Raw genomic sequence first — 15,280 nt, 5'->3', positions numbered from 1 at the left:
TTTGAATTGATTTGTAGGCGGCGACGCGGAATAGTGCATTGCCGTCAGCGGGCAGACCCATGCAGAGAGGGTATGTGAGAATGCGGAAATTCCTGGCGGACATGCGCTGATGGCCGAAGCCGGCGTCATAATCATCGGAGCGGGGGTCGTCGGGCTCTCGGCGGCGATTGTCGCGCAGGCACGCGGGCTCTCGGTCACGGTGCTGGACCGCGAAGGCCCGGCCGCCGGCGCTTCCGCCGGCAATGCCGGCGCATTCGCCTTCACCGACATCCTGCCGCTGGCATCGCCGGGTATCCTGAAGAAAGCGCCGAAATGGCTGCTCGATCCGCTCGGTCCGCTGTCGGTGCCGCCCGGCTATGCGCTTCAGATCGCGCCGTGGATGTTCCGTTTCTGGCGAGCCTGTTCGCCAACGCGCGTTGCCCATTCGACGACGGCGCAAACGGCACTGATGGATTTGTCGAAGGCCGAGCTTGAGCCGTTCCTGCGGCAGACCGGCACGATGCCGATGCTGCGCAAGGACGGCAATCTGCAGGTTTATGAAGGCGAGGCGGAACTCAAGGCCTCGCTGCCCGGCTGGCAGGCGCGCGCAGAGCATGGGATAGAGTTTCGTCATCTCGACGCGGCCGGCATGGCCGAAATCCAGCCCGGCCTCGCTCCCCGCTTCACCCACGGCACTTTTACGCCCGGATGGTTTTCGATTTCCGATCCCCGGCTCTACACGCTGGCGCTGGCCGCGCACTTTCATGCGGCGGGCGGCGTGATCGAACGCGCCGAGGTGACGGCACTGCGTTCGCTTGAGGACGGGGTCGAGGTTGTTACCGCTGATGGCGGCATGCGGCGTGCCGCCAAGGTGGTGCTGGCGGCCGGCGCCTTCTCGCAGCGGATCGCGCGGACCATTGGAGAGAATATTCCACTGGAGACCGAGCGTGGCTACAACACCACGCTGCCTGCCGACGCCTTTGACCTGCGCACCCAGGTGACCTTCGGCGGGCACGGCTTCGTCGTCACCCGTCTTTCGACCGGCATCCGCGTCGGCGGGGCGGTCGAACTCGGCGGGCTGCAGCGCGCGCCGAACTTCCGCCGGTCAGAGGCCATGCTGAAAAAGGCGCAGGCTTTCTTGCCTGGCCTCAAGCCGGGCGGCGGGGTGCAATGGATGGGCTTCCGTCCGTCGCTGCCGGACAGCCTGCCGGCCATCGGTTATGCGCGTGCCACGCCGCGCGTCGTCCATGCATTCGGCCACGGCCATCTCGGCCTGACCCAATCGGCGGGCACTGCCCGGATCGTCGCCGATCTGTTGACCGGCAAGGCGCCCGCCATCGACATCGCACCCTTCTCGCCTCAAAGATTCTGACAAAGGTCCCGGCCATGGCCAACCACACATTCTCGTGCATCGACGGACACACCTGCGGAAATCCCGTCCGCCTCGTTTCGGGCGGCGGCCCGCGCCTGGAAGGCGCGACCATGCTGGAAAAGCGCGCGCACTTCCTGCGTGAGTTCGACTGGATCCGCACCGGCCTGATGTTCGAGCCGCGCGGCCACGACATGATGTCAGGCTCGATCCTCTATCCGCCGACGCGCCCGGATTGCGATGTGGCGGTGCTGTTCATCGAGACGTCGGGTTGCCTGCCGATGTGCGGCCACGGCACCATCGGCACCATCACCATGGGAATTGAAAACGGTCTGATCACGCCGCGCGAGCCGGGCAAACTGTCGATCGACGCGCCGGCCGGCAAGGTCGACATCACCTATCGCCAGGAGGGCCGCTTCGTCGAGGAAGTGCGGCTGACCAATGTTCCGGGCTTCCTCTATGCCGAGGGCCTGACCGCAGAGGTCGAGGGCCTTGGCGAGATCGTCGTTGACGTCGCTTATGGCGGCAATTTCTACGCCATCGTCGAGCCGCAAAAGAATTTCCGTGACATGGCCGACCATACCGCCGGCGAACTGGTGGGTTGGAGCCCGAAGCTGCGCGCCGCGCTCAACGCAAAATATCAGTTCGTCCATCCGGAGCACCCGGAAATACAAGGCCTCAGCCACATCCTGTGGACCGGCAAGCCGACGAAAGCCGAGGCGCATGCCCGCAACGCCGTGTTCTATGGCGAGAAGGCTATCGACCGTTCGCCCTGCGGCACCGGCACTTCGGCGCGCATGGCGCAGCTCGCCGCCAAGGGCAAGCTCAAGGTCGGCGACGAATTCGTCCATGAATCGATCATAGGCTCGCTGTTCAAGGGCAAGGTGGAAGCGGCGACGAAGGTGGCCGACCGGGAGGCGATCATTCCCTCCGTCGCCGGCTGGGCGCGGCAGACCGGTATCAACACCATCTTCATCGACGATCGCGACCCCTTCGCCCACGGCTTCGTCGTGAAATAAGCGGTTTCGGTCCTTCCGGAGAGTTCGTTCCGATGCGTAGCACGAAGACAATTCATGTGATCTCGGCTCATGCCGAGGGCGAGGTGGGGGACGTCATCGTCGGTGGGGTCACGCCGCCGCCGGGCGACACCATCTGGGAGCAGAGCCGCTGGATCGCGCGCGACCAGACCTTGCGCAATTTTGTCCTGAACGAACCGCGCGGCGGTGTGTTCCGTCACGTCAATCTGCTGGTGCCGCCGAAGCACCCGGAAGCGGATGCGGCCTTCATCATCATGGAGCCGGAGGACACGCCGCCGATGTCGGGGTCGAACTCGATCTGCGTTTCGACGGTACTGCTCGACAGCGGCATCCTGCCGATGCGGGAGCCGGTGACGGAAATCACTCTGGAAGCGCCCGGCGGTCTCGTCCGGGTGCGGGCGGAATGCCGGAACGGCAAGGCCGAGCGCATCCATGTGCGCAACCTGCCGAGCTTTGCCGAGCGGCTGGACGCCAGGCTGGAGGTCGAAGGGCTGGGCACGCTCACCGTCGACACCGCCTATGGCGGCGACAGTTTTGTCATCGTCGACGCCGCGGCCCTGGGTTTCGCCCTGAAGGCGGACGAGGCGGGCGACATTGCCAAGCTCGGCGTGAAGATCACCAATGCGGCCAACGCCGCGCTCGGTTTCCACCATCCCGAGAACCCCGACTGGAAGCATTTTTCTTTCTGCCTGTTCGCCGGCGCCGTCGAGCGCACGGCCGAGGGCCTGCGCGCGGGAGCGGCCGTCGCGATCCAGCCCGGCAAGGTCGATCGTTCGCCCACCGGCACGGCGCTGTCGGCGCGGATGGCGGTGCTGCATGCCCGCGGCCAGATGGGGCTCGAGGATCGCCTGACGGCGGTTTCGGTGATCGGCTCGACCTTCACCGGCCGCATTGTCGGCACCACGGAAGTCGGCGGTCGCCCGGCGATCCTGCCGGAAATCTCCGGCCGCGCTTGGATCACCGGCACGCACCAGCACATGCTCGACCCCGACGACCCATGGCCGGAGGGCTACAAGCTGGCCGATACCTGGCCGAAGAAATCATAGGCTGCGCAAACAATCCTTCGCTGCCGGTGCCGGCTTGGCGATCCTCAAGGGAAAAACGGCAATGTGCGGACCCAGAGCTCAAGCGTCGTCTCGTTGCCCAATGTCGCTGACCTGTGCGGGAGGTGAGACTGAAAATGCATAGAGTCCCCCTTGTTCAGGATATGACGGGCGCCATCCACCTCGAGCAGGATGCTGCCTTCGAGGACGTAGACAAAATCCTCACCCTCATTGCGCATGAGTTCGGACATGTGGCCGGGGGGGCGACGCACCAAGGAGGGGTTCAGTTTGGCGCCCGGGAACCCCTGCCCGAGCAGCTCGTAGGTTCGCCGTGCGTCACCGAGGTTGAACGGCTCACGCTCGCCCGGCCGCGAGACCGCTCCGGACTGGCGTGTCGCGTTGACGAAGGCATCGACGCTCGTCCCCAGCGCCTCGGCGATGTTGCACAATGACGATAGCGACGGTGTCGATGTGCCGCGTTCGATCTGGGAGAGGAAGCCGATCGACAATCCGACCCGCTCCGACACCTGTTGCAACGTCATGTCGATGGCACGGCGGCGGCTGCGGATCTTTTTTCCGAGGGAGGTCCCCGTGACCTGATCCGCCACGGCGTTCTCCCTGGTTTTTGGTTTTGTAGGCATGCGGAAACTCTCTGCGGGTGCTGGTTGCCGATCGCAATTATGCGGCGGAGCCTGGCGCAATGTCGATGAACGGCTCGAACATATGCACCAGATCACCGGCGTCGCGACGCAAATTTTCCTTACTGCAGAAATTTCACGACTTCACTTAAATTTCTTTTGCATAACCTCAATTTTTGAGTAACAGACTGAATGATCAATGCTGGTGCTCATGGGAGGAGCGTATGCGCATTCGTGGTGGTTCGACGTCGTTTTTGGCTTTGATGGTGCTGGCCGGCACGCTTTCGATAGGAAGTGTCCAGGCGCAGGAGCCGCAGAAGGGAGGGACGCTGCGCATTCTCGCGACCGGCGAACCTGACCACATGGACCCGGCGCTCGCGGGCATGGTGCCGACCAACAATCTGATGCGCGCCATTTCCCGGCAGCTGATCAGCTACGAGGCTTCGAGCGATCCGACTATCGCGATCAAGCCTGTCGGCGATCTGGCGACGGATGTGCCGCAGCCGACCGACAATGGCCTGACCTACACGTTCAAGCTGCGCCAGGGTGCGCTGTGGAACGCGCCGTCCGGGTCGCGCCAGATCACCTCGGCCGACGTGAAGCGCGGTTTCAAGCGCTTGTGCAACCCGCATATGCAGGCGGCGACGCTTACCTATTTCACAGCACTGATCTCGGGGCTCGGTGAGTTCTGCGACGGCTTCGCGAAAGTCGAACCGACCGCGGCGGCGATGAAGAAATACATCGAAGAGAACGATGTGAAGGGCATCGAGACCCCGGCCGACGATACCGTCGTGATCCGGCTGAAGGAGCGCGCCGGCGACTTCATCTATATGCTGTCATTGCCGATGCCGGCGCCGGTGCCGGTCGAGACGCTCGACTATGTGCCCGACAGCCCGGAATACCGCGCACATTTCATCGCCAGCGGCCCCTACACGATCGGCGATTATACGCCCGACACCAGCCTGAAGCTGGTGCGCAACCCCGCCTGGAAGGCCGAGAGCGATCCGCTGCGCAAGGCCAATGTGGACGAGATCGAGATCACCATGGGGCTCCAGCCGGACGCCATCATGCAGCAGCTGCAGTCGGGCGACGCCGACCTCGCTTATGACATCAATGTTCCGACCGCCATTCTCGCGACCTTCGTTGCCAATGGCGACGAGAAGCTGACCGCCATGTCGGCGGGCAACACCAACTTCCTGTTCATCAATACGGTGTCGGGCAACAACAACGGCGCGCTGAAGGACCTCAGGGTTCGCCAGGCGCTGCAATATGCGGTCGACAAGGTGGCAATCTCGCAGCAGTGGGGTGGTCTGACGGTGGCCGAACCGGTCGGTGGCATCTTCGGCCTCGGTGTCTTGGGGCACCACAAGTTCGACCTCTATCCCTCGCAGGATTCCAAGGGCGATCCGGAAAAGGCGAAGAAGCTTTTGGCCGAGGCCGGCTTCCCGAATGGCATCACGCTGAAGATGCCCTATCGCAACAAGGATATGGAGGCGACCACCGCCGCCACCATCCAGGCCAGCGTGGCGCGCGCCGGTATCAAGCTGGAACTCAGCCCGGTCACGGCCGCCGATTATTATTCCAAGTTCATGACCAATCCGATCAACACCAAGGAAGGCAAATGGGACATCGCGCCCGTTGGCTGGACGCCGGATTGGGTCGGCGGTGCCGCGCGTTCCGTGTTCCAGCCGCAGTTCACCTTCGACGGCACGCACCAGACCTACAACTACACCGACTACAACAATCCCAAGGCCAATGAGATCGCGGCGCAGGCGATCAACGCCACCACGCCGGAAGAGACCGGCAAGCTGTGGGCGCAGGTCGATGAGATGGTGATGGCGGACGCTCCGGTTGTTCCGCTGATCGCCAACAAGAACCCGCGCTATCGCAGCGGGGCGGTCAAGAACTACCTGCCTTACGCGCTCGGCGTCGAAGGCGACTGGACCAATATCTGGCTCGAACGCTGAGCTTAGAGAAAATCGGTCGGCGCCGGATCGCGGCGCCGACTTACCATCCGGCGTGAGCGAGGTATTGCGTGGCTATTCTCGAAGCCAGGGGACTGACGGTCGACATCCCGACCGAGGACGGCGTGATCCATGCCGTGCGCAACGTCTCGTTCTCGGTGAAGGCGGGCTCGCTTTTCGGCATCGCCGGCGAATCCGGCTCCGGCAAGAGCGTGCTCACGCAGGCGATCGTCGGCCTGCTGCCGAATGCGGATATCGGCGGTCAAGCCTGGTTCGAAGGACGCGATCTGATCGGGCTGCCGCCGCAGGAGGTTCGCAAGCTGCGCGGCGGGCGCATCGGCATGATCTTCCAGGATCCGCTTTCGTCCCTGCATCCTTATTACACGATCGGCGCTCAGATCGCGGAAGCGCTTTATCTCCACGAGAAGATCGATCGCCGCGACGCCAGGGCGCGTGTCATCGACATTCTCGGCAAGGTGGGCATCCCGTCTCCGGCCGACCGCCTGGACGACTATCCGCATCAATTCTCCGGCGGCATGCGCCAGCGCGTCATGATCGCCATGGCGCTGATCCTGAAGCCTTCGCTGGTGATCGCCGACGAGCCGACGACGGCGCTCGACGTGACCGTGCAGGCGCAGATCGTCGCGCTGCTCGATGCCATGCGGCGGGAACTCGGCACGACGGTGATCCTGATCACCCATGATCTCGGCCTCTTGTCGAGCGTGGCCGACGATGTGATGGTCATGTATGCGGGGCATCGCATGGAATACGGCAAGGGAGCGGCGGTTTTCCGTTCGCCGGCGCATCCCTATACGGCTGGCCTGCTCAGGTCGTCTCCCGCCAATTATTCGCCCGGTTCCGAACTGGTGCCGATCAAGGGGCGGCCGCCCAGCCTGCTCGCCACCCCGGCCGGCTGCGTGTTTGCCCCCCGATGCAGCGATGCGTTGTCGGATTGCGCCGTGCAGCCGCCGCCATTGCGCGTCTACAGTGACGGGGTCGAATCCCTGTGCTGGCGCGAGGAGGGGGCGAGCGCCGCGCCAGCCATCGCCGCGCCATCGCCGCCCGCGAAGAAAGAGAATGGACGGGCGGCGGAGCCGGTCGTGGCGGTGAAGGACGTTCACCTGACCTATCAGGTCGGCAGCTTTTTCGGGCCTCGCCGTTCCTTGGATGTGCTCAAGGGCATCGACCTCACGGTCGAAAAGGGCGAGACCGTCGGGCTTGTCGGCGAAAGCGGTTGTGGCAAGTCGACCCTGGCGCGGGTCATTGCGGGGCTGACCCGCGCGAGCGGCGGCTCGGTCAAGCTGCTCGGACAGGATATCGGCGCACTGGATGGCGCGCGCTGGCGCGATATGCGCCGGAACGTGCAGCTCGTCTTCCAGGATCCGTTCGGCTCGCTCAATCCGCGTCGCCGCGTCGGCTCGATCATCGGCGATCCATATCGCCTGCATGGCGAAGCCCATGGCGAGGAGCGCAAACGCAAAGTACGGCACCTGATGGAGATCGTCGGCCTCAACCCGGAACACTACAACCGGTTTCCATCGGAATTCTCCGGCGGCCAGCGGCAACGTATCGGCATTGCAAGAGCGCTGGCCCTCAACCCGTCGCTGATCATCTGCGACGAACCGGTCTCTGCCCTCGACGTCTCGGTGCAGGCGCAGGTGCTGAACCTGTTGCGGCGCCTGCAGCGCGAGCTCGACCTCACCTATCTGTTCATTTCGCACGATCTCTCCGTCGTGCGGCACGTATGCGACCGCATCGCCGTCATGCAGGGCGGCCGCATCGTCGAACTGGCCGGCGCCGAAGAACTCTTCGCCAACCCGCGGCATCCGTACACCCGAACCCTTTTGGCGGCCTCGCACGCGCCGCCGGTTCTGGCGGGCGCGTCCGATCGCAGCTTGCGTGAAATGCGGATGGTCGCGTCATGAGCGAGATGGCATCGAACAACGTTGCGTCGGAAGCGGAAGTCGTCCAGCGCGGTTCGCTGGAACTGACGCTGCGGCGGCTGTGGCGCGACAATGCAAGCGTGGCGGCGTTCGGCGTCATCATCGCGGTGGTGCTGCTGGCGATCGTAGCCCCCGCAATCGCTGCCCTGACTGGTCATTCGCCGATCGAGCAGTTTCGCGACATCGGCCTGTCTCCCATGGGCATTCCGGTCGGGCCGGGCGCCGATTTCTGGCTCGGCAGCGATCAGCTCGGCCGCGACGTGCTGGTGCGGCTCGCCTATGGCGCGCGCGTGTCGCTGCTGGTCGGGGTGCTGGCCTCGCTGGCCGCCTCGACCGTGGCGGTGATCGTTGGCGTGACCGCGGGCTATTTCGGCGGCTGGGTTGACACCTGCCTCAGCCGGCTGACCGACCTTGTCATGAGCGTGCCGTTCCTGCTGTGCGCGCTCGCCCTGGTGTCGGCCTTCGGCCCAAGCCTTCTGCTCAGTGTCATCGTCATTGTCTTCTTCAGCTGGGCACCGATGGCACGCGTGATCCGCAGCCAGGTGATTTCGCTCGCCCGGCAGGATTTCGTGCAGGCGAGCCGGTCGCTGGGCGCTGGCCCGCTGTCGATCATGGTCATCGACATCCTGCCCAATCTGTCGGTGCCGATCATCGTCTACACGACCATGCAGATCCCCAATTCGATCGTCTTCGAGGCGACCTTGTCCTTCCTCGGCATGGGTATCGTGCCGCCGACGCCGAGCTGGGGTGGCATGCTGGCCGACGCTTCCTCCAACTCGCTCTATCTCGTCGCGTGGTGGATGGTGTTCGTGCCGGGTACGGCGCTGCTGTTGACGACGCTGGCCTTCAACATCCTGGGCGACGGACTGCGCGACGCGCTGGACCCCAAAAGCGCCCGTACGGCGCGCCGGCTGCGCCGGAAAAGCAAGGGAGCGGCGAAACAATGATCCGTTTTCTCGCCCGTCGCATTCTCTTCGGTGCCGGCGTCCTCCTGGCGCTCAGCGTGTTCGTGTTCTTTCTGTTCTTCGTTGCCCCGGGCGATCCGGCGCGCATGATCGCCGGCGACAAGGCCACCGAGGCGCAACTCGTGCTGATCCGGAAGAACCTGGGTGTCGACCGGCCCCTCATCGAGCAATATGGCAGCTTCGTCGCCAAGGCGGTGACCGGCGATCTCGGCTTCTCCTACCGCAACCAGCAGCCGGTGGCGCAGATCATCCTGCGCCGTATCCCTGCGACGCTGTCGCTGGTTGCCGGCGCCGTCCTGCTGTGGCTGGCCATCGGCATTCCGATCGGCATTAGCTCGGCGCGCAACGCCGGCAGCCTGCGCGACCGGCTTGGCCAGGCCTTCATCCTGATCGGGCTGAGCTTCCCGACCTTCGTGCTTGGCATGATGTCGCTCTACCTGCTTTATTTCCTGCCCAAGCAGTCCGGCTTCACGCTTTTTCCGGCTGGCGGATACAAGGCGCTTACAAGCGATCCTGTCCTGTGGGCGTGGCACCTGATGCTGCCCTGGACGACGCTGGCGCTGACCATGGCTGCGGTCTATGCACGGCTGACGCGCGGGCAAATGCTGGAGGTGATGGGCGAGGACTATATCCGCACCGCCCGCGCGAAAGGCGCCAGCGAACGCACCGTGGTGTGGCGGCATGGCATGCGGGCCGCCCTCACGCCGCTGGTCACGCAGTTGGGCGCCGATATCGCGCTGCTTCTGGGCGGCGCCATCGTCATCGAACAGGTCTACGGGCTGCAGGGTGTCGGTGCCTTGGCGGTGCAGGCGGTCAACAATCAGGACCGCCCCATCATCATCGGCGTCGTGCTGCTTGGCGGTGTCTTCATCGTGGTGGCCAACATCGTCGTCGACCTGCTCTATGTTCTTCTCGATCCCCGCATCCGTTGAGATCAGCCATGCCCATTGCCGAATACACCATCCCCGGAATGTTGGTACGCGACCATGTGGTTGCCGTTCCCCTCGACTGGTCGAAGCCCGATGGCGCCGCCATCGAGGTATTCGCGCGCGAGATCGTCGATCCGGCGCGCCGATCCGAGGATTTGCCGGTCCTCTGCTTTTTGCAGGGCGGTCCCGGAGGCAAGTCGCCACGGCCGACACGCGGATCGCCGGCATGGCTGGCGGAGGCGCTGAAGACGCACCGCGTCGTCCTGCCTGATCAGCGTGGTACCGGGCGCTCGACGCCGATCGAGGCGGCCGACATGGCCCGGTTCGCGGATGGCGAGGCGGCGGCCGACTATCTCGCGCATTTCCGGGCCGACTCGATCGTCGCCGATTTCGAGCATGTCAGGAAAGCGCTTTTTTGCGGCAAGCCCTGGGAAACGCTCGGCCAGAGCTATGGTGGCTTCCTGACGATGACCTATCTCAGCCAGGCGCCGGAAGGGCTGGCCGCATGCTACGTGGCCGGCGGGCTGCCCAGCCTCGACCCGTCCGCCGACGAGGTCTACCGCAGGACCTATCCGCGGGTCGTGGCCAAGAATGCCGCCTATCAACGCCGTTACCCGCAGGATGCGGCGCGGCTGGCGGCCATCGCGGATTTTATCGACAGCAATGATGTGCGCCTTGCCGACGGCGACCGCTTGACGGTCAGGCGGCTGCAGACGATCGGCCTCGACCTCGGCATGGGCCCCGGCTTCGAGAACATCCATTGGCTCGTCGACGAGGCTTTCCATGGCCCGAAACAGGACCGGCTGAGCGAAGGGTTCCTGTCGAGCGTCATGGGCCTCACCGCCTTTCGCGGCGGTCCTTTGTTTGCCGCCCTGCACGAGGCGATTTATGCGCAGGGCGAAGGGGCGACGAACTGGTCGGCTGAGAGGCTGCTCGGCGATTTCCCGGAATTCGACGCCAGGCGGCGGCCGCTGCTTTTCACCGGCGAGATGATCTACCCGTGGATGTTCGAGGAGATCGCCGCCCTTCGGCCGTTCAAAGCGGGTGTCGATGCACTGGCGCAGCGCCGGCAGCACAGCCAGCTCTACGACCCGGCGCGTCTCGCCGCCAACGACATTCCGCTTTCCGCCGTCATCTACCATGACGACATGTTCGTCGATGCAGAGCTGTCGCTGCACACGGCACGGCATGTCGGCAATCTCGACTTCTGGATCACCAACGAGTTCGAGCATGACGGCATCAGGCAGGCCGGAACGGTGTTTCGCCGCCTGGTCGACATGGTTCGCGACAAGGGCGGGCCGCGCGCGGCCGCATAAAACACAAGAACGAAATCACACTCCATGAAATCGACTATGAATGAAGCGGCGACGCGTCTCGTTCGCCTGCGCAGCTGGATGGCCGACGCCGGCCTGGACGGGCTCATCGTGCCGCGCACCGATGCCTATCAGAGCGAAATCACGGCCGCGCATGACGATTGCCTGGCCTTTATCTCGGGTTTCACTGGTTCGGCCGGTCTCGCGTTGATCCTGCGCGAGCGAGCGCTGATCTTTGTCGACGGGCGCTACCAGGTCCAGGTTCGCGGCGAGGTGGATCTGGATGCCTTCGAGGTGCGGCACCTGCGCGACGAGCCCATCGACCGATGGCTGGAAGAGAGAGCCCAACCGGGCTGGCGCATCGGCATGGACGGCATCAAGACGGCCTTCACGCTGCATGACAGGCTGGACGCGGCATTGACGAAGCGCGGTGCATCGCTTGTTCAGACCGGCAGCGACCCGTTCGACGCGGTATGGGATGACCGGCCGCCGCAGCCACTCGGGACCATCCGCGCCATGCCCGTGGCGGCATCCGGCGAGACTTCGATCAGCAAGCGCCGGCGCATCGCCGGGAAATTGCGCGAGATGGGAGCGGATTGGCTGATCGAGACGTTGCCGGACAACATTGCCTGGCTGCTCAATGTGCGCGGCTCCGATGTCGAGATGAACCCGGTGCCGCATTCGTTCCTCGCGCTTGGCGCGGATGGGACGGTGGAGTGGTTCGTCGATGCCCGCAAGCTCGGCAATGATCTGGCCGCCTATGAAATAGCCGACGTGACACTGACGTCACCGCAGCGTTTCCTCGACCGGATTGCCGAAATTTCGGTGAACAAGGTGGCGGTGATCGATGCGGATTTCGCGCCGCATGCGGTGCGCGCCGCGCTTGAGGCCGGCGGCGGTACCATTACCCAGACCAGCCCGGTTACGCTGGCGAAGGCAATCAAGACCGGAGCCGAACTCGAAGGCTATCGCTGCTGCCATGTCGAGGACGGCGTGGCGATGACCGATTTTCTAGCCTGGGTGATGCAGGAAGCGGGCAGGCGGCAGACGGCCAGCCCGTTGACCGAACTCGAGGCGGAGGCGCGATTGCTGGCCTTCCGCCGGGAGCGGCCGGGCTTCATCGAGCCAAGCTTCCGGACCATCTCGGCGGCGGGCGCCAATGCCGCGATGTGCCACTATGCGGCGAAGCCGTCGACCAATGCGGTGATTGACGGCCGGGCGCCCTATCTGGTCGATTCGGGCGGGCAATATCTGACCGCGACGACCGACCTGACGCGGACGCTGATGCTGGGCGAGCCGAGCAACGACATGCGGGTGGCCTACACGGCCGTGCTGAAAGGATTCCTGTCGCTGATGTCGGTCCGCTTTCCGACTGGGACGCAGGGCCACCAGATCGACGCCTTCGCGCGGCGCGCGCTTTGGGATGTCGGTCTGGATTACGATCATGGCACCGGCCATGGTGTCGGCCACAATCTGCTGTTGCACGAATATCCGCACCGCTTTGACAAGAGGCCGAACCTCTACGGGCTGGAGCCGGGCAACATCATGACCGTCGAACCCGGCTACTACAAGGAAGGCGTCTTCGGCATGCGGGTCGAAAACCAGGTCGAGGTGGTGGCTGACGGTCCGGGTTTCTGCCGCTTCGCCTCGCTCACGCTCGTGCCCATCGATCTCGCCATGGTTGAGCTCACGCAACTGACCCCGCAAGAGACGCGTTGGCTCGACGACTATCATGCGCGCGTCAGATATACGCTCGAGGAACTGGTGCGGCCGGAAACACTGCCTTTCCTCATCGAACAGACCCGCCCGATGGCGGAACGTCGGCGGGACATAGCCACCGGCGCCTGATGCAATCCATAAGGGGCGGCGGGATCGTCGATTTTATTGCCCTTTTAGCCTCGACCCAGGAGTTCACATGCCTCTCTCAGCCCGTCCGCCACAGATTTCCGTCGCCGAAAGGCAGCAGCGGCTTCAGAAACTGCGCGAGAACATGGAAGCTGCCGGCCTCGCCGCCGTTCTGCTCGGTTCGACCGAGAGCCTCCGCTACTTCACCGGCCTTGTCTGGCACCAGAGCGAGCGGCTCCTGGGAGCGCTGGTGACACCTAGCGGGCTCACCTACATCGTGCCTGCTTTCGAGCGCAGCCGCGTCGAGACGCTGCCGCATGTCGCTGGCGACATCGCGACCTGGGAGGAAGAAGAGAGCCCCTCGGCACTGGTGCGGTCTCTCGTCGGCGCCAAGGGCCGCGTCGGGCTGGACGACGCCCTGCCGCTGTTCATCTACCACGCGCTTGCCGAGAGCCTGGGAGCCGAGCGGCTCGCCAACGGCACGCGCCTCCTTCGCGACCTGCGCCTTTGCAAGTCGGCGGCGGAAATCGCGCTGATCCAATACGCCATGGATCTCACGCTTGAAGTGCACCGGCGCGCGCATGCGATCATGAAGCCGGGTATCCGGGCCTCCGAGGTGGTGCGCTTTGTCGACGAACAGCACCGGGCGTTGGGAGCATCGGGCGGTTCGACCTTCTGCATCGTATCCTTCGGCGAGGCGACCTCGCTACCGCACGGCGCCGACGGCGACCAGGTGCTGGAGAAGGGACAACCGATCCTGGTCGATACCGGCGCGCGGATCGAGGGTTACCATTCCGACCTGACACGCAGCTACATGATCGACGAACCGGACGCGGATTTCGCGCGCATCTGGCACATCGAGCGGGAAGCGCAGCAGGCCGTTTTCGACAGCGCGCAAATTGGTGCCCCTTGCCGCAGCCTCGACGACGCGGCGCGCGCGGTGCTTCAACGTCACGGCTTGGGTCCCGACTATCGACTGCCGGGTCTGCCGCACCGGGCCGGGCACGGCCTCGGGCTGGAAATCCACGAGGAGCCCTACATCGTGCGTGGCAACGAGATGCCGCTTCGCCCGGGCATGTGTTTCTCGAACGAACCGATGATCGTCGTTCCCGGTCGCTTCGGCATCCGGCTGGAAGACCATATCTTCATGACGGAGGACGGGCCGCGCTGGTTCACGAAGCCCGGCAAGGGGCCGACCGAACCATTTGCGTAAGTCGGGGGTGGGCCGCTGCTGACCTCTCAGGAAATGTGCTTGCGGCGTCCGCTCTCGGTCTTTCTTAGTTTGTCCCCGTTGAGCGGCGGCGCTCCAGCCATGCATAAATCTCGCCGACGATGCCGCGCCGGAAGATGAGGACACAGATCATGAAGATCAGCCCGGTCGCGATGGTGACCGGGAAATCCGATGTCGCCAAAAGGTTCTGCAGCGCGACCACGAAGCCGGCGCCGAAGATCGGCCCGACCATCGTGCCGATGCCGCCCAGCAAGGTCATCAGGATGACCTCGCCGGACATCTGCCAGGCGACGTCGGTCAGCGTGGCGAACTGGAAGACCAGTGCCTTGATCGCGCCGGCGAGGCCCGCCAACGCCGCCGACATGACGAAGGCGGCCAGCTTGTAGTTCTGCACCGAATAGCCGAGCGAAATGGCCCGGCTTTCATTCTCGCGGATCGACCGCAAGATCAGGCCGAAGGGCGAATTGACGATGCGCCAGACGAAGAAGAGGCCGACCAGGAAATTGGCGGCGACGAAATAATACATGGTGTGTTCGTCGCGCAGGTCGAAAATGCCGAGGAAGGTTCCGCGCGGCACGCCCTGGATGCCGTCCTCGCCGCCGGTGAAACGGGCCTGGACGCAGAAGAAATAGAACATCTGCGAGAGCGCCAGCGTGATCATGGCGAAATAGATGCCCTGACGGCGGATGGCGAAGAAGCCGATGACGAGGCCGAGCAGCGCGGCTCCGGCAACGCCAATGAGAATGCCGATTTCCGGCGAAACGCCCCAGACCTTGACGGCATGCGCGGTGAAATAGGCGGCGCCGCCGAAGAAAGCGGCGTGGCCGAAGGAAAGCAGGCCGGTATAGCCGAGCAGAAGATTGAAGGCGCAGGCGAACAGCGCAAAGCACATCATCTTCATGACGAAGATCGGGTAGACGAAGAACGGCAGAGCCAGAAGCGCCACGATGCCGAACCCGATCAGGATCATTTCGGCGTGGTTCGCGGTTCGGCCCTGGGGCGGCTGAGCGGTTGCGTCGGCCAT

Annotated in this window: 12 protein-coding genes; 10 read left to right on the top strand and 2 right to left on the bottom strand. The window is 64.4% G+C overall.

Translation table 11 applies throughout. The features are described from left to right. The first annotated feature begins 106 nt into the window (after nt 1-106). The 3 genes from AB4136_RS15335 to AB4136_RS15325 are packed head-to-tail and all read left to right on the top strand — an operon-like array spanning nt 107 to nt 3,431. Nucleotides 107-1,351: an NAD(P)/FAD-dependent oxidoreductase gene (locus AB4136_RS15335; RefSeq protein ID WP_275040851.1), complete on the top strand. Its 1,245-nt coding sequence runs from the start codon at nt 107-109 to the stop codon at nt 1,349-1,351. A gap of 14 nt (nt 1,352-1,365) precedes the next feature. After that, on the top strand, nt 1,366-2,367 hold the full coding sequence (locus AB4136_RS15330) for a 4-hydroxyproline epimerase (RefSeq protein WP_024926623.1): 1,002 nt from the start codon (nt 1,366-1,368) through the stop codon (nt 2,365-2,367). 32 nt (nt 2,368-2,399) lie between these two features. Further along, a complete protein-coding gene (locus AB4136_RS15325) occupies nt 2,400-3,431 on the top strand; it encodes a trans-3-hydroxy-L-proline dehydratase (protein ID WP_024926624.1) in 1,032 nt (343 codons plus the stop codon). A 44-nt stretch (nt 3,432-3,475) separates the two neighbouring features. Here AB4136_RS15325 and AB4136_RS15320 read toward each other — a convergent pair whose 3' ends face one another. After that, nucleotides 3,476-4,036 carry a helix-turn-helix domain-containing protein gene (locus AB4136_RS15320; protein WP_024926625.1) on the bottom strand — a complete coding sequence of 187 codons (561 nt, stop codon included), beginning with the start codon at nt 4,034-4,036 and terminating at the stop codon, nt 3,476-3,478. A gap of 254 nt (nt 4,037-4,290) precedes the next feature. On the opposite strand from AB4136_RS15320, the gene AB4136_RS15315 reads away from it, so the two are divergent. The 7 genes from AB4136_RS15315 (at nt 4,291) to AB4136_RS15285 (ending at nt 14,238) form a co-directional block, all read left to right on the top strand. After that, nucleotides 4,291-6,033, top strand: a complete 1,743-nt coding sequence (locus AB4136_RS15315; protein ID WP_024926626.1) for an ABC transporter substrate-binding protein — start codon at nt 4,291-4,293, stop codon at nt 6,031-6,033. A gap of 68 nt (nt 6,034-6,101) precedes the next feature. Then, a complete protein-coding gene (locus AB4136_RS15310) occupies nt 6,102-7,955 on the top strand; it encodes an ABC transporter ATP-binding protein (protein ID WP_024926627.1) in 1,854 nt (617 codons plus the stop codon). Beyond that, complete coding sequence (locus tag AB4136_RS15305) at nt 7,952-8,920, top strand: ABC transporter permease (RefSeq protein WP_024926628.1); 969 nt, start codon at nt 7,952-7,954, stop codon at nt 8,918-8,920. The genes AB4136_RS15310 and AB4136_RS15305 overlap by 4 nt, the downstream gene beginning before the upstream one ends. After that, nucleotides 8,917-9,870, top strand: a complete 954-nt coding sequence (locus AB4136_RS15300; protein WP_024926629.1) for an ABC transporter permease — start codon at nt 8,917-8,919, stop codon at nt 9,868-9,870. Before AB4136_RS15305 ends, AB4136_RS15300 begins: the two co-directional genes overlap by 4 nt. Before the next feature lie 8 nt (nt 9,871-9,878). Then, nucleotides 9,879-11,183 carry an alpha/beta fold hydrolase gene (locus tag AB4136_RS15295; protein WP_024926630.1) on the top strand — a complete coding sequence of 435 codons (1,305 nt, stop codon included), beginning with the start codon at nt 9,879-9,881 and terminating at the stop codon, nt 11,181-11,183. Nucleotides 11,184-11,207: 24 nt separating this feature from the next. Next, nucleotides 11,208-13,028, top strand: a complete 1,821-nt coding sequence (locus AB4136_RS15290; protein ID WP_204367425.1) for an aminopeptidase P family protein — start codon at nt 11,208-11,210, stop codon at nt 13,026-13,028. Nucleotides 13,029-13,095: 67 nt separating this feature from the next. Next, a complete protein-coding gene (locus AB4136_RS15285) occupies nt 13,096-14,238 on the top strand; it encodes a M24 family metallopeptidase (protein WP_137900656.1) in 1,143 nt (380 codons plus the stop codon). Nucleotides 14,239-14,302: 64 nt separating this feature from the next. On the opposite strand, the gene AB4136_RS15280 is transcribed toward AB4136_RS15285, so the two are convergent. Beyond that, nucleotides 14,303-15,280: a branched-chain amino acid ABC transporter permease gene (locus tag AB4136_RS15280; protein WP_024926633.1), complete on the bottom strand. Its 978-nt coding sequence runs from the start codon at nt 15,278-15,280 to the stop codon at nt 14,303-14,305.

The sequence above is a fragment of the Mesorhizobium sp. 2RAF21 genome (genome assembly GCF_052115345.1).
Taxonomy (GTDB): domain Bacteria; phylum Pseudomonadota; class Alphaproteobacteria; order Rhizobiales; family Rhizobiaceae; genus Mesorhizobium; species Mesorhizobium terrae.
The sequence above is the reverse complement of the archived record's forward strand: the minus strand, read 5'-3'. Positions and strand labels throughout refer to the sequence as shown.

Coding starts and splice junctions, on each gene's coding strand:
- AB4136_RS15330 (WP_024926623.1), top strand. CDS start 1,366: ATGGCCAACCACACATTCTCGTGCATCGACGGACACACCTGCGGAAAT.
- AB4136_RS15325 (WP_024926624.1), top strand. CDS start 2,400: ATGCGTAGCACGAAGACAATTCATGTGATCTCGGCTCATGCCGAGGGC.
- AB4136_RS15315 (WP_024926626.1), top strand. CDS start 4,291: ATGCGCATTCGTGGTGGTTCGACGTCGTTTTTGGCTTTGATGGTGCTG.
- AB4136_RS15305 (WP_024926628.1), top strand. CDS start 7,952: ATGAGCGAGATGGCATCGAACAACGTTGCGTCGGAAGCGGAAGTCGTC.
- AB4136_RS15300 (WP_024926629.1), top strand. CDS start 8,917: ATGATCCGTTTTCTCGCCCGTCGCATTCTCTTCGGTGCCGGCGTCCTC.
- AB4136_RS15295 (WP_024926630.1), top strand. CDS start 9,879: ATGCCCATTGCCGAATACACCATCCCCGGAATGTTGGTACGCGACCAT.
- AB4136_RS15290 (WP_204367425.1), top strand. CDS start 11,208: ATGAAATCGACTATGAATGAAGCGGCGACGCGTCTCGTTCGCCTGCGC.
- AB4136_RS15285 (WP_137900656.1), top strand. CDS start 13,096: ATGCCTCTCTCAGCCCGTCCGCCACAGATTTCCGTCGCCGAAAGGCAG.
- AB4136_RS15280 (WP_024926633.1), bottom strand. CDS start 15,280: ATGGCCGACGCAACCGCTCAGCCGCCCCAGGGCCGAACCGCGAACCAC.